General features: G+C 70.6%; 23 protein-coding genes. 13 read left to right on the top strand and 10 right to left on the bottom strand.

From position 1 onward, the window contains the following. Positions 1 to 30: 30 nt before the first annotated feature. Both QFZ50_RS12045 and QFZ50_RS12050 read right to left on the bottom strand, forming a co-directional pair. On the bottom strand, positions 31 to 999 hold the full coding sequence (locus tag QFZ50_RS12045) for an alpha/beta hydrolase (protein ID WP_307084453.1): 969 nt from the start codon (positions 997 to 999) through the stop codon (positions 31 to 33). Positions 1,000 to 1,003: 4 nt separating this feature from the next. Continuing rightward, entirely contained in the window at positions 1,004 to 1,156 is a 153-nt protein-coding gene (locus QFZ50_RS12050) for a hypothetical protein (RefSeq protein WP_307084454.1), read from the bottom strand. On the opposite strand from QFZ50_RS12050, the gene QFZ50_RS12055 reads away from it, so the two are divergent. Genes QFZ50_RS12055 through QFZ50_RS12065 form a run of 3 tightly spaced genes read left to right on the top strand, consistent with a single transcriptional unit; the run spans position 1,155 to position 2,755 of the window. Next, on the top strand, positions 1,155 to 1,790 hold the full coding sequence (locus tag QFZ50_RS12055; RefSeq protein ID WP_307084455.1) for a trimeric intracellular cation channel family protein: 636 nt from the start codon (positions 1,155 to 1,157) through the stop codon (positions 1,788 to 1,790). The genes QFZ50_RS12050 and QFZ50_RS12055 overlap by 2 nt on opposite strands. 27 nt (positions 1,791 to 1,817) lie before the next feature. Beyond that, positions 1,818 to 2,279, top strand: coding sequence for a hypothetical protein (locus tag QFZ50_RS12060; protein WP_373462272.1), 462 nt, complete (start codon positions 1,818 to 1,820; stop codon positions 2,277 to 2,279). Beyond that, positions 2,279 to 2,755: an HIT family protein gene (locus QFZ50_RS12065; RefSeq protein ID WP_307084459.1), complete on the top strand. Its 477-nt coding sequence runs from the start codon at positions 2,279 to 2,281 to the stop codon at positions 2,753 to 2,755. The genes QFZ50_RS12060 and QFZ50_RS12065 overlap by 1 nt, the downstream gene beginning before the upstream one ends. 140 nt (positions 2,756 to 2,895) lie before the next feature. Here QFZ50_RS12065 and QFZ50_RS12070 read toward each other — a convergent pair whose 3' ends face one another. Genes QFZ50_RS12070 through QFZ50_RS12080 form a run of 3 tightly spaced genes read right to left on the bottom strand, consistent with a single transcriptional unit; the run spans position 2,896 to position 6,075 of the window. Next, positions 2,896 to 3,987, bottom strand: coding sequence for a polyprenyl synthetase family protein (locus tag QFZ50_RS12070; protein ID WP_307084461.1), 1,092 nt, complete (start codon positions 3,985 to 3,987; stop codon positions 2,896 to 2,898). A 9-nt stretch (positions 3,988 to 3,996) separates the two neighbouring features. Then, positions 3,997 to 5,313 carry a geranylgeranyl reductase family protein gene (locus tag QFZ50_RS12075; RefSeq protein WP_307084463.1) on the bottom strand — a complete coding sequence of 439 codons (1,317 nt, stop codon included), beginning with the start codon at positions 5,311 to 5,313 and terminating at the stop codon, positions 3,997 to 3,999. Continuing rightward, positions 5,314 to 6,075, bottom strand: coding sequence for a demethylmenaquinone methyltransferase (locus tag QFZ50_RS12080; RefSeq protein ID WP_307084465.1), 762 nt, complete (start codon positions 6,073 to 6,075; stop codon positions 5,314 to 5,316). A gap of 142 nt (positions 6,076 to 6,217) precedes the next feature. Here QFZ50_RS12080 and QFZ50_RS12085 point away from each other — a divergent pair, with 142 nt between their 5' ends. The 4 genes from QFZ50_RS12085 to QFZ50_RS12100 all read left to right on the top strand — a co-directional run bounded on the left by QFZ50_RS12085 (position 6,218) and on the right by QFZ50_RS12100 (position 10,110). After that, positions 6,218 to 7,558 (top strand): isochorismate synthase, encoded by a 1,341-nt coding sequence (locus QFZ50_RS12085; protein WP_373462273.1) that lies wholly within the window; start codon positions 6,218 to 6,220, stop codon positions 7,556 to 7,558. Positions 7,559 to 7,693: 135 nt separating this feature from the next. Next, the gene (locus QFZ50_RS12090) at positions 7,694 to 8,482 is read left to right on the top strand and encodes a transporter substrate-binding domain-containing protein (RefSeq protein ID WP_307084467.1); all 789 of its coding nucleotides are present in this window, start codon (positions 7,694 to 7,696) and stop codon (positions 8,480 to 8,482) included. Positions 8,483 to 8,560: 78 nt separating this feature from the next. Then, complete coding sequence (locus tag QFZ50_RS12095) at positions 8,561 to 9,346, top strand: amino acid ABC transporter permease (RefSeq protein WP_307084469.1); 786 nt, start codon at positions 8,561 to 8,563, stop codon at positions 9,344 to 9,346. Positions 9,347 to 9,351: 5 nt separating this feature from the next. Next, positions 9,352 to 10,110, top strand: coding sequence for an amino acid ABC transporter ATP-binding protein (locus tag QFZ50_RS12100; protein ID WP_307084472.1), 759 nt, complete (start codon positions 9,352 to 9,354; stop codon positions 10,108 to 10,110). A gap of 21 nt (positions 10,111 to 10,131) precedes the next feature. On the opposite strand, the gene menD is transcribed toward QFZ50_RS12100, so the two are convergent. From menD to QFZ50_RS12120, 4 genes are all read right to left on the bottom strand, one after another. Then, positions 10,132 to 11,889, bottom strand: a complete 1,758-nt coding sequence (menD, locus tag QFZ50_RS12105) for a 2-succinyl-5-enolpyruvyl-6-hydroxy-3-cyclohexene-1-carboxylic-acid synthase (protein ID WP_307084474.1) — start codon at positions 11,887 to 11,889, stop codon at positions 10,132 to 10,134. A 108-nt stretch (positions 11,890 to 11,997) separates the two neighbouring features. Continuing rightward, complete coding sequence (locus QFZ50_RS12110) at positions 11,998 to 14,124, bottom strand: PhoX family protein (RefSeq protein ID WP_307084476.1); 2,127 nt, start codon at positions 14,122 to 14,124, stop codon at positions 11,998 to 12,000. A gap of 128 nt (positions 14,125 to 14,252) precedes the next feature. Further along, complete coding sequence (locus QFZ50_RS12115; RefSeq protein WP_307084478.1) at positions 14,253 to 15,053, bottom strand: gamma-glutamyl-gamma-aminobutyrate hydrolase family protein; 801 nt, start codon at positions 15,051 to 15,053, stop codon at positions 14,253 to 14,255. Between the two features lie 104 nt (positions 15,054 to 15,157). Continuing rightward, a complete protein-coding gene (locus QFZ50_RS12120) occupies positions 15,158 to 16,195 on the bottom strand; it encodes an o-succinylbenzoate synthase (RefSeq protein WP_307084480.1) in 1,038 nt (345 codons plus the stop codon). Between the two features lie 100 nt (positions 16,196 to 16,295). Here QFZ50_RS12120 and QFZ50_RS12125 point away from each other — a divergent pair, with 100 nt between their 5' ends. From QFZ50_RS12125 to QFZ50_RS12135, 3 genes are all read left to right on the top strand, one after another. Next, positions 16,296 to 17,213 (top strand): phosphatase PAP2 family protein, encoded by a 918-nt coding sequence (locus QFZ50_RS12125; RefSeq protein ID WP_307084482.1) that lies wholly within the window; start codon positions 16,296 to 16,298, stop codon positions 17,211 to 17,213. Between the two features lie 107 nt (positions 17,214 to 17,320). Beyond that, on the top strand, positions 17,321 to 18,469 hold the full coding sequence (locus QFZ50_RS12130) for a zinc-dependent alcohol dehydrogenase (RefSeq protein ID WP_307084483.1): 1,149 nt from the start codon (positions 17,321 to 17,323) through the stop codon (positions 18,467 to 18,469). A 9-nt stretch (positions 18,470 to 18,478) separates the two neighbouring features. Beyond that, on the top strand, positions 18,479 to 19,072 hold the full coding sequence (locus QFZ50_RS12135; RefSeq protein ID WP_307084485.1) for a hypothetical protein: 594 nt from the start codon (positions 18,479 to 18,481) through the stop codon (positions 19,070 to 19,072). A gap of 31 nt (positions 19,073 to 19,103) precedes the next feature. On the opposite strand, the gene QFZ50_RS12140 is transcribed toward QFZ50_RS12135, so the two are convergent. Beyond that, positions 19,104 to 20,339 (bottom strand): MFS transporter, encoded by a 1,236-nt coding sequence (locus QFZ50_RS12140; protein ID WP_307084486.1) that lies wholly within the window; start codon positions 20,337 to 20,339, stop codon positions 19,104 to 19,106. 116 nt (positions 20,340 to 20,455) lie between these two features. Here QFZ50_RS12140 and QFZ50_RS12145 point away from each other — a divergent pair, with 116 nt between their 5' ends. From QFZ50_RS12145 to QFZ50_RS12155, 3 genes are read left to right on the top strand one after another with little or no spacing between them, the layout of a single operon-like run. After that, entirely contained in the window at positions 20,456 to 21,049 is a 594-nt protein-coding gene (locus QFZ50_RS12145) for a sulfite oxidase-like oxidoreductase (protein ID WP_307084487.1), read from the top strand. Further along, positions 21,046 to 21,762 (top strand): FAD-binding oxidoreductase, encoded by a 717-nt coding sequence (locus QFZ50_RS12150; protein WP_307084489.1) that lies wholly within the window; start codon positions 21,046 to 21,048, stop codon positions 21,760 to 21,762. Before QFZ50_RS12145 ends, QFZ50_RS12150 begins: the two co-directional genes overlap by 4 nt. 12 nt (positions 21,763 to 21,774) lie before the next feature. Then, entirely contained in the window at positions 21,775 to 22,059 is a 285-nt protein-coding gene (locus tag QFZ50_RS12155; protein WP_307084490.1) for a DUF6510 family protein, read from the top strand. Position 22,060: the final 1 nt, after the last annotated feature.

Consider the following 22,060-nt stretch of genomic DNA (forward strand, 5'->3'; position numbering starts at 1 on the left):
GGCCGAAGCCCCACCGCGATCGGCGGTCGGCTAGGGCAGGGCCGGCCGGCCGAGGAACGCGGCGATGTCCGTATAGACGTCCCTGGACTCGGGCAGGCGGGGGAAGGCGGGGAACACGTGGAATCCGCCCGGGTAGACCTTCAGGGTGACGTCGGCGCCCGCCGCGACCGCCCGGTCCCGGAAGACCGTCGCATCGGCCATGCACACGTCCCGTGTGCCCTGGTAGATGCGCGTGACGGGCACCGTGGCCAGCAGGTCGGCGGGAGCGCAGGCAGGGCTCACCAGCGGCGTCCTCGGATCGTCGCCGTCCGACCACCACAGTCCGGCCTGGACACCGCCGGGCACGGACAGCATGGGATCGACGGCGTCGTACTTCGGGATCTCCGGATTGGTGCCCGTGACGTCAAGCCATGGGGAGAAGGCGACGACGCGGCCGGGCGCCGGCAGCCCGGCATCCCGGAAGGCCCAGGGCTGCGCGATGGCGAGTGCGCCGCCTGCGGAATCACCCATCAGCGTGACGTCCTCGGGATTCGCCGTGACGAGGACGTCACGGTAGACGGAGACCAGGTAGGGGAACGCCTCCCGGTAGGTGCTCTCCGGGGCCAGGCGGTAGAGGGGCACGGTGACCGCGGCGCCCGTCCGCTTCGTCAGTTCCGCGATGATCCACCAGTGCGGGCGGCCGAACTCGTTGATGTATATGCCGCCATGCGTGTAGATGATGTGCGAGCGCGTCGCTCCGAGCAGGGGCCTGACGGTGATGGTGCGGACGCCGTCGATCCGCTTCTCCTGGATGGTGTGCGTCTGCCTGAAGGTCCAGGGGATGGCCGCCATCGAGGGGTACGTGCGGCTCGGGTACTTCGCGTTCACCCAGTCGGTTCCGTTGAGGTTCTTCTTGGTGGGGAGGAAGCCGATCAGCCGGGACGCCAGGCGCATGGCCCGCGAGCCGTCCTGCGCACTCGGTTCGACGGTGTCCGTACCTGCTGGGTGTCCGCTCGTCATGGGGTCAGCCTAGTGCCGGGTGCGCGGTGGCCGCCCGGGTACCGGCGACGCGCAGCGGCGCCGCCGCCTCTGTCATGCTGGTCAGGGCTTCGGGCCCGCCGGTCGACCGACGGGTGGCGCCCACCCGCAGCAGCGCCGGTCCGCCGAAGGAAGACATGGAAACCGCTTCACACATCGCCCTCGCCGCCGACCTCCTCGGGGTCTTCTTCTTCGCCGTCTCCGGGTCGCTCCTGGCGGTCCGCAAGGGGTTCGACCTCGTGGGGTCCCTCCTGCTCGCCTCCCTCGCGTCGCTCGGAGGAGGAGTCGCCCGTGACCTCATCATCGACGTCCCGCCGGCGGCGTTCACCGAACCGCTGTACCTGCTGCCTCCGCTGCTCGCGACGGTGCTGGTGTACTTCGTCTTCTCCGGCGTCGAGCGCGTCAAGCGCGTCCTGGTCCTCTTCGACGCCGCGGGGCTCGCCCTGTTCTGCATCACCGGCACCGTGAAGGCCCTTGACGCCGGCCTGCACCCGGTATCGGCCGGGCTGCTGGGCGTGACGACCGCTGTGGGCGGGGGTCTGCTGCGGGACGTCGTCGCCAACGAGATCCCGCAGCTCTTCGACCCGCGTGACATCTACGCCCTCCCGGCGATGCTGGGCGCCACCATCGTCACCGTGCTGTACCTGACGGGATCCTTCACGCTCGTCACCGGGATGGTCGCAGCCTCGCTCGTGTTCTCCCTGCGCATGCTCGCATGGCGGTACGGGTGGCATGCGCCGCTCGCGGCAAGGACGGCCGCCGCGCGAAAGTAGTCCGTGGCCGGAAGGCGTCGGGCTAGGATGAGAGCATCCCCCACCACCACTCCTGGAGTACTTGTGACTGAGCTGTTTTCCGACAAATTCCGCGCCCTGGTGCCCCAGTACTTCGAGGACGAGTGGGTCGAGGAGGACGGCCTGTCCGAAGAGGAGCTCGCCGAACTGCTCGAGGGCAAGGATTTCGGCCTGCCGCTCGCCCTCCGCGAGTTCTACCGTGCCGTCGGCGCGACCGAGGACATCATGGAGGCGTTCCACTTCTTCTGGGACCCGGACGAGCTGGAGATCGAGGACGGCTATCTGCTCTTCCTCGAGGACGAGGACGAGCAGTTCACGTGGGGCATGCGGGCCGACCAGCTCGACGTCCCCGATCCGATCGTGTGGCGGCGCAACAACGCCCGCGGGGAGTGGCAGAGCGAGGAGGGCACGTTCAGCGAGTACGTGCTCGACCTCTTCGAATGGGTCTTCGAGGAGGACGAGGACAACTGATGGAGTTCGTCCACCACGCTCCCGAGGGCTACCTATGCCCCTTCTGCGATCTGGCGCGCGGGGACTTCAGCAACCCCAGGAACCTGTGCCGCCCGGGTGACGTCATCTACTCCGACGACCTGGTGCTGGCCTTCATCGCCTCGCACGGCTTCGAGCCGAACCCCGGCCACGTGCTCATCACCCCGCGCGAGCACGTCGAGCTGCTCTACGAACTGCCCGACGACGTCGCCGCCCGCATCATGACGCTCACCCGGGACATCGCGATCGCGATCAAGCTCGCCTGGACCCCGGACGGCGTCTCCACGCGGCAGCACAACGAGCCCGCCGGCAGCCAGCACGTCTGGCATTACCACCAGCACGTCCTCCCCCGCTGGCACGACGACGGCTTCTACTTCACGCCGAAGCGCCCCATCGTGGACCCGGCCGTGAGGGCGCGGAAGGCCGACGAGCTGAGGGCGTTCCTCCCGAAGCGGTAGCGACGGCTGCGGAATCGTCGTCGTTCCCGGTTTTCGCCGGCTCGAGCCTGTGTCGCCCGACGACACGCCGGGATACCGCCCCGTCGAGCGCAAAAGGCAGGAACGACGACGGGAGAGTGGACGGCCGGCGCCGGGCGGGGCTAGACGTCCCTGCTGACCACGGCCTGCGCGAAGCTGGCCAGCGCACGCTTGACGACGCTGTCCGGCAGGGGACTGAGGGCGGCCACGGCATCGTCCGCCCACCGCTGCGCCACGGCCCAGGCCTCCTGCGTCTGCGGATGCGCGCGCACGGCGGCGACCACCTCGGCGAGGGCCTCGTCCGAGGAGAGGTCGCCGTCCACCAGCGCGACGACGTCGGCCGCCGACTGGTCGCCCGCCGCTGCGGCACGGCGCAGCAGGATGACCGGCAGGGTGGGCACGCCCTCCCGCAGGTCCGTCCCGGGGGCCTTGCCGGACTTCACCTTCAGGCCCGTGACGTCGATGACGTCGTCGGCGAGCTGGAAGGCGACACCGACCTTCTCTCCGTAGGAGACCATGACGTCGACGACCTCCCGCGGGGTGTCCGCGAAGATCGCGCCGAGCTGCCCCGAGGCGGCCACGAGGGAGCCGGTCTTGTCGGCGATCACGGAGAGGTAGTGCTCGAGGTCGTCCTGGCCCTCGCGTGGACCGACCGTCTCGTGCAGCTGGCCGAGGCACAGCCGCTCGAAGGTCCGCGCCTGGATGCCGAGCGCCTCGCCGCCGAGTTCGGAGACGAGGATCGAGGCCCGCGCGAAGATGAGGTCGCCGGTGAGGATGGCCACGGAGTTGCCCCACACCTCGTGCGCCGTCGGGGCTCCGCGGCGGTAGGGGGCGGAGTCCATGACGTCGTCGTGGTACAGCGTGGCGAGGTGCGTCAGTTCGACGACGACGGCCGCCTGCACCACCTTGGCCCGGGCCGGGTTGCCGAGGTGCGACGCGAGGATCGTCAGCAGGGGGCGGATCCGCTTGCCGCCGGCCTCGACGAGGTGACGGCTCGTGGCGTCGGCCAGGGGATCGGAGTTGGCGATGGCCTCGCGGAGCTGCTTCTCCACCTCTGCGAGGCACGACGAGACGGAGGGTCCCAGGTCCGGGTCCTCGGCGATGAGGGCGAAGCCGGGCGGCAGGCGCAGGGCACCTGCGTCCGGGATGTCCGCGGTGTCCAGCGCGCTGGCGTGGCCCACGCTGGTCCACCCGGGGTTGAAGGATTGTGTCACCGTCTAAGCCTAACCAAGTGGGGCGGCGCTTTGCGCACGCAGATAGCCGGTCAGGGACGGCTGGTTCGAGGTGGGTGGCACGAGCGATTCGAGCAGGTGGATGACCCGGTCCTCGAAGCCGCGGCCGCCCGCGTCCGTCAGGTTGGCGAGCATCCGGACCACGAACCGCATGAGCACGGGCACCGGCATGCCGGTGCGGAGGGCCAGGGACATGACGGCGGGCTTGCCGATCAGCTGCGCGAAGACGCGCCCGAGCGTGAAGTGGCTCCCCCACTGCGCCCGTACATGGGGCGCGTAGCCGGACATCACCTGGTCGCGTCCGAGCGGCGAGCCCACGCCCTGTGCCCGCTCGATGAACTCGGCGGCGTACCGCGCCGATTCCATCGCGTAGGAGATCCCCTCGCCGTTGAACGGCGACACCATGCCGCCGGCGTCCCCGAGCAGCAGCAGCCCGGGGCTGTAGTGCGGCGTGCGGTTGAAGCCCATGGGCAGTGCCGCGCCGCGGATCTCGCCGACCTGGTTCCCGGGCGTGAACCCCCACTCGGAGGGCATGCCCGCGGTCCAGTCCCGCAGGACCTGCTTGTAGTCGAGCTTGCCGAACTCCGCCGACGAGTTGAGGATCCCGAGGCCCACGTTCGAGGTGCCGTCACCGACACCGAAGACCCAGCCGTAGCCGGGCAGCGGCTTGCCGGTGGCGTCGGGGAGCTCGAGCCACCCCTCCATCCAGTCATCGTCGGTGCGCGGGCTGGTGAAGTACGTCCTCACGGCGACGCCGAGGGGCCGGTCGTCGCGCTTCTGCAGTCCGAGGCTGACGGCGGTGCGCGTCGAGTTGCCGTCGGCGGCGAGCACGACGTCGGCCGTGAAGGTGCGCGTCTCGCCCGTCCTGCGCCCGTCGGCGTCGAGCACGTTCGCCGTCACCCCGGTGACCCGGCCGGCATCGTCGCGCAGCGCGGCGGTCACGGCATGTCCCTCGAGGATGGTGGCACCGGCGGTACGGGCATGCTGCGCCAGCGCCTCGTCGAAGCCGAGGCGCGTGCGGACCAGGCCGTAGTCGGGGAAGTCGCTGAGCTCGGGCCAGGGCACCTCCACGGTGCGCTTTCCCGCGATGAGGCGGAGGCCCTTGTTGCGGCGCCACCCCTCGCTCTCGTCGTGCGGCAGGCCGAGGAGCTGCAGCTCGCGGGTGGCGCGGGGCGTCAGTCCGTCACCGCACACCTTCTCGCGGGGGAACCAGGTCTTCTCGAGCACCGTGACCTCGATGCCCGCGCGTGCGAGGTAGTACGCCGCAGTGGATCCCGCCGGGCCCGCGCCGACGATCAGGACGGTCATCTACGCGGCCGCGGACGTGCGGCGCAGGCGGACCTGTCCGGGTCGGAGCGGCTCCTCGCCGGGTGCGGCGGGTGCCTTGGTGGCGCGGTGGACGGCGACGATCCCGCCGTTCAGGTTCCGGTATTCGACGTCCTGCCAGCCGGCCTCGGCGAGCCAGCCCGCGAGTTCGTCCTGGTTCGGCCAGGCGCGGATCGACTCCGCGAGGTAGACGTAGGCGTCGGGGTTCGAGCTGACCTTCCGGGCGATCGCCGGCAGCGCGCGCATCAGGTACTCGGTGTAGGTGGTGCGCCAGAGGGCGACCGTGGGCTGCGAGAACTCGGCGATGACGAGCCGTCCTCCCGGCCGGGTGACGCGCAGCATCTCGGCGAGCGCCTTCTTCGGCTCGTTGACGTTGCGGAGCCCGAAGGAGATGGTCGACGCGTCGAAGGAGTCGTCGGCGAAGGGCAAGTTCGTCGCATCGCCGGCCACGAACGCGATGTCGGGCCGCCTGCGCTTGCCGACCTTCAGCATGCCGAGTGAGAAGTCGCAGGCGACGACGTCGATCCCGGCGTCGGCGTAGGGTTCGCTCGACGTGCCGGTGCCCGCAGCGAGGTCCAGCACGCGCTGGCCGGGCTCCGCGCCGACGGCGTCCACCACGATGCGCCGCCATCGGCGCGTCTGTCCCATGGACAGGACGTCGTTGACGACGTCGTACCGGGGGGCCACGTCGTCGAACATGGCTGCCACTTCGTCAGGACGCTTCTCCAGCGATGCACGATTCACCTCGCCATTGTCTCAAACAACGGCACGGTACCCGACCAGCACCTTCGGTCCGCGGCAACCGGCAGCGTCCCCTCGACGACGTGCGGCATCTCACCGGTCCGCACCGATCTCCCGGGGTACCGCGGAGTAGGCTTGAAGCATCATGAGCACACCGTCCCTCACCGCGCTGACGCCTGCGCCCGGACACTCCCGCGGCCTCCGCAGCATCACGGTGGCGCACGGCAGCATGGACCCCCGGACAGGCCTCCTCGAGTACGTGGTCCGCAACGACGCCCACACCTGGATCCGCCGCGGCGGCGGGCTCGTCGCCTACGGCGAGACCGCGCGCTTCACCGTGACGGGGCCGGACCGCTTCACGCGGGCCCAGGAGTGGTGGCGGCGCGAGCTCGCCGGCGCGGAGGTGCTGGACGAACTCTCGGTCCCCGGGTCGGGACTCATCGCCTTCGGCTCCTTCGCCTTCTCGAAGACGTCCGCCCACGAGTCGCGCCTGATCGTCCCCGAGGTGGTGGTCGGCTGCAGTGAGGGGATGAGCTGGCTCACCTACATCACCGACGACGCCGACGCCGAACTCACCGCCGAGGCGGCCGAGGCGGCCCTCGCCGCCTACCTCGTGGAGCCCGACGCCGGCCGCTCCCCCAGCCCGGGTGACCGCCTCGGCCCGGGTGTCCTCTCGGAGGACCAGTACAAGGTCGCCGTCGCCGAGGGTGTGAAGCATGTCCGGGCGGGTGAACTGAGCAAGCTCGTGCTGGCCCGCGACGTCGTCGCCCACCTCGACACCCCCGTGGCCACGGCCCAGGTGCTGCGCGAGCTCGCGGTCCGGTACGAGGACTGCTGGACCTACGCCGTGGACGGCCTGATCGGGTCGACGCCGGAGATGCTCATCAAGGTCGAGGACAGCACCGCCCGGGCACGCGTGCTCGCGGGCACGCTGGACCGTGCCAGCGCTCCCGCGGACGACCCCGGCTACGCCACCCGCGTGCTCGCAGGCTCGGAGAAGCAGCTCCACGAGCACCAGATCGCCATCGACTCGCTCACCGAGACGCTCGGACCCTTCACGAGCTCCATGACCTCGCACAGCGAGCCCTTCGTCCTCCAGCTGCCCAACGTGTGGCATCTCGCCTCCGACGTGATGGCGCAGCTGACGGTGGACGAGGACGGCCTGGTGCCGACGTCGCTGGCCCTGGTGCAGGCGCTGCATCCCACCGCTGCCGTGTGCGGCACGCCGACGACGGTGGCCGGGGCGCTCATCCGCGAGCTCGAGCATCTCCAGCGCGGCCCGTACGCCGGCCCGGTGGGCTGGATCGACGCCGGCGGCAACGGTGAATGGGGTATCGCGCTGCGCGGCGCCGTCGTCGAGACGCCCACCCGGGTGAGGCTGTACGCGGGGTGCGGGATCGTCGAGGGTTCCCAGCCCGAAGCGGAACTCGCCGAGACCTGGAGCAAGTTCCGGCCCATGATCGAGGCCCTCGGCCTGTCGCGCTGAGGAGGGGCCCGGGACGGCGGGCAGCTCTGGTTACCAATAGGCAATGGGCGTAGCCCGTGATGCACATCCCACTTTCGTCGTTACAATCAGCAGGACCTTTTTCCCGTGCATCCCGTCCGCTTTAGTGAGGTACCCATGCTTTCCAAGAAATCCGCAATGCTGGCCGTCGTGGCCGCCGGCGCCCTCGCGCTGAGCGCCTGCGGCGGAGGCTCCGACGACGCCGGATCCGGTGGGGACAGCGGCCTGGACCTCGTGTCCGAGGGCGCCCTGACCGTCTGCTCGGACATCCCCTACCCGCCCTTCGAGTTCGAGGAGAACGGCGAGTACACCGGCTTCGACATGGACATCATGAAGGAGATCGCGTCCGGCATGGACCTCGAGCTCTCGGTGCAGGACGTCGAGTTCAACGGCCTGCAGAGTGGTGCCGTCCTCGCCGCCCGCCAGTGCGACATCGGCGCCAGCGCCGTCACCATCACGGAGGAGCGCGCGGCGAACCTCGCGTTCTCGGACCCCTACTACGACTCGCTGCAGTCCCTCCTCGTTCCCAAGGGCTCCGACGTCGCGTCGATCGACGACCTCGCGGGCAAGAAGGTGGGCGTCCAGCAGGGCACCACCGGTGAGACCTACGCATCGAAGAACGCACCGGACGCCGAACTGGTCCAGTTCCCCTCGGACGCGGAGATGTACGCCGCGATCCAGGCCGGCAACGTCGATGCGCTGCTGCAGGACCTGCCGGTGAATCTCGGCCACACCGAGGACGGCTCCTTCACGATCGCCGAGGAGTACCCGACGGACGAGAAGTACGGGTTCATCATGGCGAAGGAGGGCAGCGAGGCGCTGGTCACCGCTGTGAACGAGCAGCTCACCGCCCTGCGCGACAACGGCAAGTACCAGGAAATCTACGACTCCTACTTCGCGGAGTAGCCCGTCCGACCCGCGCGGCCCGTCGCTCCGACGTCCGGCCGCGCGGGTGCCACTTCCCGAAGGAAGGTAGTACCCCGCGTGAAACGCTCGACACGCAGACGCCTCATCCAGGGCGTCCTCTACGCGGTGTTCGTCGCCGTCGTCCTGTTCGTCATCCTCGCCGTCGACTGGGGCCGGATCCAGCCGTATTTCCTGAATCTCGACGTCGCCCTGTCGACCTTCCCCGAAGTCGTCACGATCGCCGCGAAGAACACCGTCGTATACACGGCCATCGCGTTCGTCGGCGGCATGCTGCTCGGCCTCCTGCTGGCGCTCATGAAGCTCTCCCCGGTGCTGCCGTACCGCTGGCTCGCCACCGTGTACATCGAACTGTTCCGCGGGCTCCCCGCGCTGCTGGTGATCTTCGGCTTCGCCTACGCCCTGCCGATCGCCATCGGGTGGCGTCCACCGGGCGGCAACGCCGGGGCCGGCCTGATCGGACTCATCGTCGTGTCCGCCGCGTACATCGCCGAGACCATCCGCGCGGGCATCGAGGCCGTGCCCAAGGGTCAGGTCGAGGCCGCACGCTCCCTCGGCATGAATCCGGCGTGGACCATGGTGACCGTCGTCCTGCCGCAGGCGTTCCGGATCATCACGCCTCCCCTGACCAACGAGCTCGTGATCCTCATCAAGGACACCTCGCTCCTGTTCATCGCGGGCATGGCGATCGGGGACCGCGAGTTAACCACGTTCGCGCGTGACGCCCTCACCAGCCAGGCCAACGCGACACCGCTCGTGGTGGCCGCACTGATGTACCTGGTGATCACGCTCCCGCTCACCCAGCTGGTGGCCAAGCTCGAACGACACAACAAGAGAGGCCGGTGATTCCGGTGGCCCAGGCAGCATCGGGTACCGCGGCAGCCCCCGCGATCGAGGTCCGGGCGCTCTGCAAGAACTTCGGCAGCAACGAGGTGCTGAAGGGCATCGACTTCCATGTGGACCAGGGCGAGGTGGTCTGCGTGATCGGCCCGTCGGGCTCCGGCAAGTCCACGCTGCTGCGCTGCGTCAACCGGCTCGAGGAGCCCACCAGCGGCACGGTCATGGTGGAGGGCGTCGACATCACGGACAGCGAGACGGACCTCGACGGCGTGCGCACGCGCATCGGCATGGTCTTCCAGCAGTTCAACCTCTTCCCCCACCTGACCGTGCTGAGGAACCTGACGCTCGCGCAGCAGCGGGCCAAGAAGCGCGGCAAGGCCGAGGCCACGGAGATCGCCCGCAGGAACCTCGCGAAGGTGGGGCTCGCGGAAAAGGCCGATGCCTTCCCGTCCCAGCTCTCCGGCGGCCAGCAGCAGCGCGTCGCCATCGCCCGCGCCCTGTCGATGGACCCCGACATGATGCTCTTCGACGAGCCCACGAGCGCCCTGGACCCGGAGCTCGTCGGCGACGTGCTCGAGGTCATGAAGCAGCTGGCCCGGGAAGGCATGACCATGATGGTCGTCACGCACGAGATGGGCTTCGCCCGCGAGGTCGGCGACCGCGTGGTGTTCATGGACGGCGGTGTGGTGGTGGAGCAGGGCAAGCCCGAGGACGTCCTCGGCAACCCCCAGCACGAGCGGACCAGGCTGTTCCTGTCGAAGGTCCTCTGACGACAGGAACGGGCCGCGGGCCTACGGTGCGGTGACGTCCGCGACCGCCCGGCGGATGCGTGCATGCAGGGTCCGGAGCGTGGTGCGTTCTGTCCGGACCTCGAGGATGGAGCGGCCCGTGATGGGCCGCTCCATCGCCGTATCCAGCTCCGCCAGGGTCCCCGCCCGCTCGTAGGGCACGCCGTGTGCGGCGGCGAGCGATGCGATGTCCACGGTGTGCGGGGTACCGAAGAGGCGTTCGACGGCGGCACCGTAGCGTGCCGTCGTCGTGTCCGCGCCGTGTTCGAGCAGCCCGAAGATGCCTCCGCCGCCATCGTTGAGGACCACGATCTGCAGGTCCGGCTGCGCCTCGCCGGCGCCGAGGAGCAGCCCGCCGGCGTCGTGCAGGAACGTGACGTCCCCCAGGAGCACGCGCGTGGGGATGCCGGCGGCGAGGGCGATCCCCGTGGCCGTCGAGACGGTGCCGTCGATCCCGGCGAGCCCCCGGTTGGCGAAGACCTCCAGCGGATGCCAGTCGGTGGCGGCGACGAGGTCCACGTCGCGGATGGGGTTGGAGGAGCCGAGCACCAGGTTGCCGTCCGTGTGCTCCCACACGGCGTCGGCGACGTGCAGTCCCGTCAGCCGTTCCTCGCCGGCGAGCAGGGACTGGATCGCGGCCTCCGCCGTCGCACCCGCCTGCCGCCAGGCTTGCAGCCAGCCGTCCTCGCCGCGTCCTGCGAAGGTGAGCAGCTCGGGCAGGGAGTCGATGATGCGCTCGGGACGGCGCCCCTCCTCGAACCAGGCGACGGGCTCGGGCAGGTACAGGGCGTGCTCGACATCGGGCCGCGCGAGCAGTGCGGTGACCGGTCGGGACAGGGTCGGACGGCCGAAGGTCACCACGCGCGTGATGGCCGGGCCGAGGTGCTCGAGGAGCAGCCGGTACGGGGCGATGCCGCTGCTGCCGAAGCGGGCGTTCGACGACGGTTCGGCGAGCAGCGGGAGGCCGAGGTGCGCGGCGAAGACGGCGGCGAGCTCTCCGGCCCCGTGACCGGCTACGACGACGGTCCTGCTGTCGTCCGGGATATGAAGACCGCCGGCACCGGCGGGATCGGGGAGGTCGGCGGTGCCGGTCGTCGGCACGCTGCCGATGCGCATCGGCGTCTCCGCCGGCCCGTCCCCCGGCAGCGTCTCGTCCCGGTCGCCGCCGTCGCCCCCGGGCACGAGTGGGTCGCGGAAGGCGAGGTTGAGGTGGACCGGGCCCGGCGGACGCGTCGGCACACCCTCCACGGGCGCACCGACGGCGGCGCGGAGGGCGTCGGTGACCGCCCGCCCCGGATCGTCCCCCGCCGGGACGTCCATGCCGGCACGCACGTGCACGCCGAACAGGCCCGGCTGCACGGTGGTCTGGTTGGCCCCGGTGCCGCGCAGCTCGGCGGGCCGGTCGGCGGACACGACCACGAGCGGCACGGCCGCATGGTTCGCCTCCATCACGGCCGGCAGCAACTCGCCCACGGCGGTGCCCGACGTCGTCACCACGGCGGCCGGACGCCGTGCACCGAGCGCGAGGCCCAGGGCGGTGAACGCGCCGGACCGTTCGTCGATCCGCACGTGCAGCCTCACCAGGCCGGCCGCCTCGGCCTCCGCCAGCGCGTACGCGAGCGGTGCGCTGCGCGAGCCGGGCGCGACGACGACGTCGACGACGCCGCCCGCCACCAGGGCACGGACGGCCCGGGCGGCCGACGTCGCGGAATCGAGGGGGGCTTCAGGCGTGGCTGCCGGTTCGGGCGCTTCGTGGGTCACCGGTCCATCCTTCCATCCGCGGCCGGGCGCACCCCCCACCCGGGGCGGAGGTGCGCCCCGGTTGCGCGTCCGGCGCCGTCCGTCGTGGCGGCCCCGCACCGACCGGGCCTAGCGGCGCGGCGTGCCCTGCCGTGCCCGTCCGCGGCCGGAGTGGTCCTCGTCGCGGCGGCCCTCGGACGCCCTGTACACCTGGACCACCGACGGGCGCGGGACGGCGGCCTCTCCGCGAGCGGGGCGGCCGCCGAGCGGCACGTAGTCGGGGAACAGCGAGGCTTGCGCCGCCCAGCTGCCGTCCTCGCCCGGATGCTGGACCGCCACGAAGACGCTGCCGTCCTGGTCGTGGATGACCGGGCCGCACGTCTCGGCGTCGCGCGGTACCGCGAGGAACTGCTGCACCCGGCCACGGTCGGCACCCTCCAGGGCCACCTTGAACAGGCCGTCGGCGTAGCCCACCGTGCCCGGCTGGCCGTCCGTGGAGATCCAGAGGTTGCCCGCCGAGTCGAACGCCACGTTGTCGGGGCAGGAGATCGGGGAGACCCTGTCCACGGGGTAGCCGGCGAAGTAGGTGGCGGGGTTGCGCGCGGGATCGCCGCAGACGAGCAGCAGGTTCCAGGTGAAGCGCGTGCCGGCCGCGTTGCCGCCCGCCTCCGTGAGCTCCACGACGTGCCCGTCGCGGTTCTGCGTGCGGGGGTTCGCCTCGTCGGCGGCGGCGTTGGCGCCCACGCCGCGGTTCGTGTTGTTGGTGCACGCCACGTACACCTTGCCCGTCCGCGGATTCGGCTCGACGTCCTCGCAGCGGTCCATCTTCGTGGCTCCCATCCTGTCCGCCGCGAGGCGCGTGAGGACGCAGACCTCTTCCGCCGTCATGCCCGCGACCACGGATTTGTTGTCGATGAGCAGCGGCAGCCATTCGCCCACGCCGTCGAACGCGCCGTCAGACGGGAGGGTGCCGCTGCCGTCGATCTCGGCCACCGAGGTGCCCTGGAAGCGTGCGACATACAGCGAGCCCTCGCTCAGCAGCGTCATGTTGGCCCTGCGCGCGGCCGGGCTCGTCCCCGGCCGGACCGTGTTCGTGGACACGAACTTGTACAGGTAGTCGAAGCGCTCGTCGTCCCCCATGTAGGCCACGACACGGCCGTCAGCGGCGACGGTCACGTTGGCGCCCTCGTGCTTGAAACGGCCGAGCGCGGAGTGCTTCTTCGGTGTGGAGGTGGGATCGAACGGGTCGATCTCCACGACGTAGCCGAAGCGGTGCTTCTCGTTCTCGTAGCCCGCGTTGCGGGTGTCCCAGCGTGGCTCGTCGATCTCCCAGCCACGCGCCGTCGGCTTGCTGGTGATGCCGTAGCGGCGGTCGCCGTCGCTCGTGCCGCCGGCCACGAAGTAGCCGTTGAAGTTCTCCTCGCCCGAGAGGATCGTGCCCCACGGGGTGGTGCCACCGGCACAGTTGCCGAGGGTCCCGAGGACGGTCCGGCCCGCGGGGTCGTCCCTGGTCTTCAGCAGGTCGGAGCCGGCGGCGGGGCCCGTCACCTCGTACGGGGTAGTGGTCAGGTAGCGGCGGTTGAGCGGGGCGCCCTGGACGTAGGACCACGGCTTGTTGCTGTTCCTGCGCTCGAGTTCGACGACGGACAGCCCGTGGGCGGCCTTCCCGATCCCGCGGACCTCGGCCGCCGGCGTGGTCGGGGGCACCATGATGGCCTCGTTCGTGTACTCGTGGTTGGCGAACAGCACCGCGCGGCGGCCCTTGCTGCCGGCGATCTCGAGGACGTCGGTGTAGTCGCAGTTGTACCCGAACTGCTGCGCCTGCGCCGCGGCGCTCTGGTGCTCGGCGTCGAAGGCCGGCGAGGCGCGGAAGAGCGGATCCCCCCAGCGGATGACGGGCTTCCAGCCGTAGCCCTGTGGCACCGTCAGATCGTCCACCAGGGCATCGACGGGCGCGATGGCGTCGAACGGCAGGTTGCTCTTCAGGTAGCCCTTGCCCGGAGGCGGGGCGGCCTGTGCGGAGCCCGCTCCGGCCTGCATCCCCACGAGGAGCGTCAGCGCGCCCGCAGCGCCCGCGCCGAGGGTGCTGCGGCGGGAGAATTCGCGGGAGACGAGGTCCCGGAAGTAGCTGTTGCCCGACGTGTTGCAGACGGCGTCGGAGCACGCGTTGTCGCACTTGAGGGCACAGGTCACGGCACTGCGCTTCCCCGTGGTGTGGCCGAGCATGGGCAGCAGGCGGCGCGTGGTTTCGGTCATGGAGGGTCCCTCTCGACAGGATGAACGGCGTTACCGTCCACCCTGTCGAGGGCAGCTGAACAGTCGGGGTGTCGAGCGGTGAATGGCGCGTGAACGGCGGCCGAACAGGACCGGCCCGTCCGGGCCTGCTAGCTCGCCGGGAGCGCCGCCTCCAGGGCGCTGTCGAGGTGCAGCGGCAGGGCGCGTGCCAGTTGCCGTTCGCGTGCGGCCTGCACGAAGGCGTCGAACAGGGCCGTCTCGGTGGGGCTCTGCTCCGGGTGCCACTGGACGCCGATGCAGAAGCGGCTGGAGGGCAGTTCGATGGCCTCCACGACACCGTCGTGGCTCCACGCCGAGGCCACCAGCCCGGGCCCCAGGCGGTCCACGGCCTGGTGGTGGGAGACCGGGACGGCGTCGAGGCGGGTGGCACCCGTCACCCGGGCGACCTGCGAGCCCGGGCGGAGGTCCACCGGGATCCGGTTGAACCGGTGATCGCCGAGCTGGTACACGGTTGCACCGGGCTGGTCGGGCAGGTGCTGGTGCAGCGAGCCGCCGAGCGCCACATTGAGCATCTGCTCGCCCCTGCAGATCCCGAGGAGCGGCAGGTCGGTGCGCACCGCCTCACGGACCACCGCGTGGTCCCAGGCGTCGCGGAGCCGGTGCGGCGCATCCGTCTCCGCGTGCGGCTCCGCGCCGTAGCGGGCGGGATCCACGTCCCAGCCCCCGACGACGATCACGCCGTCGAGCCTCGGCAGCAGCTGTTCGACGACGCCGCCGTCGGTTCCCTGGGGCGGGAGCAGCACGGGGATGGCCCCGGCCGCGAGGACGGGTGCGAGGTAGTTCTGGGGCAGGAAGGCTGCCTCGACCGTTCCGCAGCCCTCGGTGACGGCGGGATCGAGGTAGGACGTCAGGCCCACCACCGGGCGGGGAAGCGATTCCGAAGTTGTCAAGGGTTTGCTCCTCTCACAAGACCATTGACGATCTAACCTATCCCGCTCGTGTTGTGCCTGTATTTCGGGGGTGTGATTTTCCCGTGTCGCTTCCGCGACCCGTCCTAGGCAGGAGCGTCCCCCCGCGCGGCGACGAGGACGGCGTGGGCGCGTCCGAGGCGTTCCAGCCACCACTGCCTCCTGTCCGGGGACGCGGCGAAGCGGTCCAGCCGGTCCGCCGAGACGTCGACGTCTCGTACCGTGAGCCGCCCTTCCTCGGGCACGAGCGGATCGTCGGTGACGTCTCCCGCCATGAGCGACACCGTGGCGAGCCCGCAGGCGTAGGGCAGCTCCGGCAGGGCAGCGGCGAGCGCGACGCCGGCACGGATCCCGACGGACGTGTCCAGGGCGGAGCTCACCACCGCCGGCAGGCCCGCGGACGCGATGATGGACAGCGCCCTCCGGACACCGCCGAGCGGGGGCGCCTTGATGACGAGGAGGTCGGCGGCGTCCTCCCGGGCCACCAGCAGCGGATCCTCCTGCCGGCGCACACTCTCGTCCGCTGCGACGAGGATCCCCTCCCCCCGGCGGCGCAGCTCGAGCCGCACGGCCCGCAGCCCGGGGATGTCCGCCACGGGCTGTTCCACGTACTGCAGGCCGAAGCGGCCGAGGGCGTCGACGGCATCGAGCGCCTGCTCCTCCGTCCAGCCGCCGTTGGCATCGATCTTGATCCCGGCGTCGGGCAGGAGCCGCCGCACCTCGGCGACCCGCGCGACGTCGTCCGCCAGTGCCTGGCCCTTCTCGGCGACCTTGACCTTGACCGCGCCCACGGCGCCGAAGCGGGTCAGCACACCCTCGACGTCGGCCGGCCCGACGGCGGGGACTGTCGCGTTGACCGGCACCGATGCACGCACGGGCTCCGGGAACCCGTGCCACGCGGCCTCCACGGCGCATGCGAGCCACGCGGCGGACTCGGCGTCGCCGTACTCCAGGAAGGGACAGAACTCACCCCACCCGGCGGGGCCGTGGAGCAGGAGGGCCTCGCGCAGGAGGACGCCGCGGAACCGGACGCGCATGGGCACCGAGACGACGCGCGCGGAGGCGGTCAGCTCCTCGAGGGAGGGCAGGGGCAGCGACGGTGGGAAGGGCTGTTGCGGATGCACGACCTCAGGCTACGGGAGCCGCCGGAAGGCCGCTGGGAGACCGGTGGGAGGTCACGGGAGGGTGACGGGACGCGGAGGATCGTGTGACAGCATGGAGGCGATGTCGTCGCAACGAACCTCCACCGGACCGGACCGGGCAGCACGCTCACCGCTGCTGTTCGTGCTGGCGGCCGTGGCCTGCGCGACGGCGCTCGGCTGGACGTACTGGGCGTTCGTCCGCACCACGACGGGCCAGTTCGCGGACGAGTCCGCCTGGCGTGAGGCAGGGGTCGCGGCACCCGATACGCAACTGCCGTTCCTGCGGTTCCTCGACACGCTGCCCACCATCTCGGTGGTCCTCGCGGCCGCGGCCATCCTCTTCGTCACCCTCCGTCGGAAGCGGTACGGGGCGGCGGCGGTCGCCGTCGCGGTCATCCTGGCGTCGAACCTGACCACGCAGCTCCTCAAGAACGTGGTCTTCGACCGGCCGGACCGCGGCGTGGCGACACTGGCCTTCAATTCATTACCGTCGGGGCATACGACGCTCGCGGCTTCGGCTGCTGCAGCCATCTTCGTGATCGTGACGCCGCGGTGGCGTCCGGCTGCCGCGGCGTTGGGCGGCGCCTACTCCGTCCTCGCCGGGGCCGCGACCTTCATCAACCTGTGGCACCGCCCTGCGGACGTGGTCGCCGCCCTCCTCGTCGTCGGCACGTGGACGCTCCTCGGTGGCCTCGTCGTCATGCGGACGGGCGAGCACTGGAACAACTGGGAGGGCTTCGGCGCGCACTGGGCGTCGTCGCGCTGGTGGCTGGTGCTGTGCTGGGTCCTGGGACTCGGCGGGCTCGCCGTGTCCGCGGTGCTCTACGTCTCCGTGCATGCCGTCGGTCCCGCGCCCGAGCCCGGGACGGCGAACGTCCCCCTGTTCTTCTGGTGGGGGCTCATGTGGATCATCGGCGTCGGCTTCACGCTGGCGGCCGCCGCGGGCCGGCTCTTCGCCGCGCAGGCCGGCAGGACGGCCGTCCGGGGACAGCGTCCGTAACACCCCCGGGGCCGCCCCGCACGCCCTTTTCCGCACACGCCCCACCCGTTGAAGCACGGGATGGACGGTGCAACGCTGGCCGGACCAGCGACGGAGAGAAGCGACCGATGAAAGCCATGGTGTACCGCGGGCCCTACAAGATCAGGGTCGAGGAGAAGCCGATGCCCAGGATCGAGCATCCGAACGACGCCATCGTCAGGGTGACGACGGCGGCGATCTGCGGCTCCGACCTGCACCTCTACCACGGACTCATGCCGGACACGCGGATCGGTCACACGTTCGGCCACGAGTTCATCGGCGTCGTCGAGGAGGTGGGGCCGTCGGTGCAGAACATCAAGCGCGGTGACCGGGTGATGGTGCCGTTCAACGTCTACTGCGGGTCCTGCTACTTCTGCGCGCGTGGCCTGTTCTCGAACTGCCACAACGTCAACCCGAATGCGACGGCGGTGGGCGCCATCTACGGCTACTCGCACACGACGGGCGGGTACGACGGCGGGCAGGCGGAGTTCGTGCGCGTGCCGTTCGCGGACGTCGGGCCCGCCATCATCCCGGACTGGATGGACAGCGAGGACGCCGTGCTGCTCACCGACGCCCTGGCGACCGGGTACTTCGGGGCGCAGCTCGGAAGCATCACCGAGGGCGACACCGTGGTGGTGTTCGGTGCCGGCCCCGTGGGCCTCTACGCGGCGAAGTCCGCCTGGCTCATGGGAGCCGGCAGGGTGATCGTCATCGACCACCTCGAGTACCGGCTCGAGAAGGCGCGGACCTTCGCCCAGGCGGAGACCTTCAACTTCGCGGAGTACGACGACATCGTCGTCGAGATGAAGCGGACCACCGACTTCCTCGGTGCGGATGTGGCCATCGACGCCGTCGGCGCGGAGGCGGACGGCAACTTCCTCCAGCAGGTCACGGGGACCAAGCTCAAGCTCCAGGGCGGATCGCCCGTCGCCCTGAACTGGGCCATCGACTCGGTACGGAAGGGCGGGACGGTGTCCGTCGTCGGCGCCTACGGCCCCATCTTCAGCGCGGTCAAGTTCGGTGATGCACTGAACAAGGGGCTGACCCTGCGCATGAACCAGACGCCGGTGAAGCGGCAGTGGCCCCGCCTCTTCGAGCACATCCAGAACGGCTACCTCAAGCCCAACGACATCGTGACGCACCGTATCCCCCTCGCGGACATCGCCGAGGGGTACCACATGTTCTCGGCGAAGCTCGACAACTGCATCAAGCCGCTCATCATCGCGAACCCCAGCTAGGAGAGCACCATGGCAGCATCCGGGCCCCAGACGCCCTACGTCGCGAACAAGCCCAAGGACATCCCCACGGCCGAGGCGCTGCGTGCCCGGATCCCCGGGTGGGGCGTGGACCTCGACCGGAAGGACCGCCCGTCGTACCCCCGCGAGGTCTACGATCCCGGGAGCACGGGGGCGCACTGGGACTACCCGGAGGAGCAGCCCGGCCGGGAGGGCCGCGAACGCTCGATCGAGCATGGCCGGCTCACGCCCGTCTTCGGCACGAGCTCCCCGCTGCACGGGGTCTCGGGCAGCATCCGGCGCTACGCCTACCGCTACGGTGAGGGCCGTGCGGCACACTGGCTGCTGCTGCTGCTCGGTGACCGCGTGGACGCCTGGGGTGCGCACGCGGTCTCGTTCGTCAGGTTGCGGCCGGACAACCCCATCACCGAGACCGGTGTGCTGTCGGAGGGACGCCGGCACGGTGTGGCGTCGCGCTTCGGCAGGAAGCGGGTGGACGTCAACCACCAGTGGATCGACCCGATCGTCGTGGCCGGGCCGTGGGTGGCTGCCGCGGCGGGAGCCGTCCTGGGGGTCCGCGCCATCGTCCGTCGCGGGCGGCGCTGAGTCCGGGGAACCCCGGCGCGTCAGGCGCGCGTCAGGCGCGCGTCACCGCCGGTTCGGCGGAACCGGGGGCAGCGCGCGGGATCCAGTACCAGAGGACCGCTGCACCGAGGAAGCCGAGCACCGCCGTCGCCCAGATGCCCGCCGAGAGCGTGGCCAGCGCGGTCACGAGGGCCAGCAGTGCTGGACCGCCCATGGTCCCCGTGTCCGTGAGCAGGCGCCAGATACCGAGGAACTGCGGGCGTCCGGGTGACGGCGACAGGTCCGCGCCGAGCGTCATGACGATGCCCGAGCCGATACCGTTCCCGAAACCGATGAGCAGCGCGACCAGGAGCAGGCCCACCGCGTCGTCCGTGAGCGGCAGCAGCGCGAGGGCGGTGCCCATGATCAGCATGCACGGGACGGCGATCCAGCGCCGGCCCTTGACGTCCATGACCTTGCCGGCGGGGTAGAAGATCAGCATGTCGATGGCTCCGGACAGCCCGTAGATCAGGGCGGTCGCCGAGGCATCCAGCCCGATGTCCTCCGCCCACAGGGGCAGCACCGCCTGACGCGTGGCGCGGACGGCGGCGATGAGCAGCACCCCGATGCCGACGGTGACGAAGATGCGGGCATGGCTGCGCATGACCGAACGCACCGTCGGTGCCGGCCCGGCGACCGGTGCGTCGCCGATCACCGGGGTCCCGGAGGCTGTGCGCGAAGGAGCCTCGAGCTCGGGCACGCGCCAGCTCAGGGCAGCAGCGACCAGGCTCGCGACACCCCCTACCCAGTAGGCGCCGTCGAGCCCGAGCGCGCTCATCGCGAGGGCGGCGGCGAAGGGGCCCACGAAGACACCGATGCGCGTCACCCCGCCGAGCGTGGACAGCGCGCGTGCCCTGAAGTGTGCGGGTACCGCTTCGGTCAGATAGCTCTGGCGCGCGAGGCCGAACACCGCGCCCGCCATGCCCACCATGAAGACGGCAGCGGCGAATACCGGGAGGGTGGGGGCCGCCAGCGCCAGGAACATCGCCGCCGCACACCAGAGGGCCGCCCCCACGAGAGCCTTCCGCTCACCGAAGCGCGTGGCGATCAGGGTGGCGGGGACATTGGTGACGAGCGAGCCGATACCGGACAGCGTGATGACCAGCGCCGCAGTGGCGACGTCGGCGCCGAGGTCGCGTGCCGTCAGGGCGATGACGGGCAGGATGGCCCCGGTAGCGACTCCGTACAGCAGCGACGGACCGTAGGCTCCCACCGCGATCGCACGCAGATCGAAGGTCTCCTTGGGCACTCCTCCACCCTAGTGCGCGGGGAACCCCTCGACGTCGTGCTCTGGACAGCGCCGAACAGTTGCACTACGTTTTCGTACCATCGATCCGGCGCGCCCTACCCTGGCGGGAGTACCGCATGGCTATACCGACTTCAGGCTTCACCGGCAGGCGGCAGAACCGGGACGCGGACCTCCCGCCCGGCCAGTACCTCACCGACAGTTTCCCCGTCCTCTCCGCGGGCCCCACTCCCCACGTCCTCCTCGCGGACTGGACCTTCCGGATCGACGCCGGCGCAGGCGAGGCCCACCAGTGGACCTGGGACCAGCTGCAGGCACTGCCGCAGGAGGACATCACCACCGACATCCACTGCGTGACCCACTGGTCGAAACTCGGGACCAGGTGGCGCGGGGTCTCCCTCGACACGCTGTTCGAGGACGTGGAGTCCGACGCCGAGTACACGATGGTGCACTCCTACGGTGGCTACACGACGAACGTCCCGCTCGACGATCTCCTCGACGGCAAGGCCTGGATCGTCCACGAGTTCGACGGCGAGCCCCTTGCGCCTGCGCATGGCGGCCCGGCGAGGCTGCTGGTGCCGCACCTGTACTTCTGGAAGAGCGCCAAGTGGGTGAACGGCATCCGCCTGATGGAGCAGGACCTCCCCGGCTTCTGGGAGACGAACGGCTACAACATGTACGGCGATCCGTGGCGTGAGGAACGCTACTGGTGAAGCGGACGTGGCAGGTCGTAGAAGTCAGTGCGGTCCGCCCCGAGACCGCCCGTGCGCGGACCGTGAGGCTCCGCTTCCCCGATGCCGTCGTCGGCGTACCCGGCCAGCATGTCGACCTGCGGCTCACGGCCGAGGACGGCTACCAGGCGGTGCGCTCGTATTCAGTGGCGGCCTGGGTACCTCCGCGTGAGCTGGAACTGACGGTCGAGGAGCTCGACGACGGAGAGGTCTCCCCCTTCCTCGTCGGAGTCCTGTCCGTCGGCGACCAGCTGGAGGTCCGTGGACCGGTGGGAGGCTGGTTCACGTGGACGCCTGATCTCGCGGGTCCGCTGCAGCTGATCGCCGGAGGGTCCGGCGTCGTGCCGCTCATGGCGATGCTCCGTTCGCACTCCGAGGCCCGGTCGGCGGCACCTACGCGACTGCTCTATTCGGTGCGCAGCCCCGAGCACGTGTTCTACCGGGGCGAACTCGCCGTCATCGAGCAGGAGGACACGCAGGTGATGATCGACATCGCCTACTCCCGTGAGGCGCCGGACGGCCAGAGGGTCGGTCGCCTCACGCACGAGGCCGTCACGGCGTCCTGCTTCCCGCCGGCCGATGCGCCGGCCATCTACATCTGCGGCTCGACGGGTTTCGTCGAGGCCGTTGCAGCGTGGCTCGTCGAGGACGGGCACGACGCCGGCCGGATCCGGACCGAACGGTACGGCGGCTAGGAAAGGATCGTCATGGACAGCACGGAGCAGTATCCCCTCGACCAGGACCATCTCGACGGCAACGCCCTCGCCGGGGCCCTCGACCAGTTCGTCTCGGATCTCACTAGCGCCGAGTGCACGTGCGCGGGCTGCGGGTCCTCCGGTCCGCTGGCTGCGGCGCTGCTCTATGCGAAGGCACCCGGCATGGTGCTGCGGTGTCCCACCTGTACCGCCGTGCTGCTCTGCCTCACCGATCAGGGGGATCGTCAGATCCTCACCGTCGACGGCGTCCGTCACCTGGTGATCGACAAGCCCTGAC

Origin of the sequence: Arthrobacter agilis, assembly GCF_030816075.1 — a bacterium.
GTDB lineage: Bacteria > Actinomycetota > Actinomycetes > Actinomycetales > Micrococcaceae > Arthrobacter_D > Arthrobacter_D agilis_E.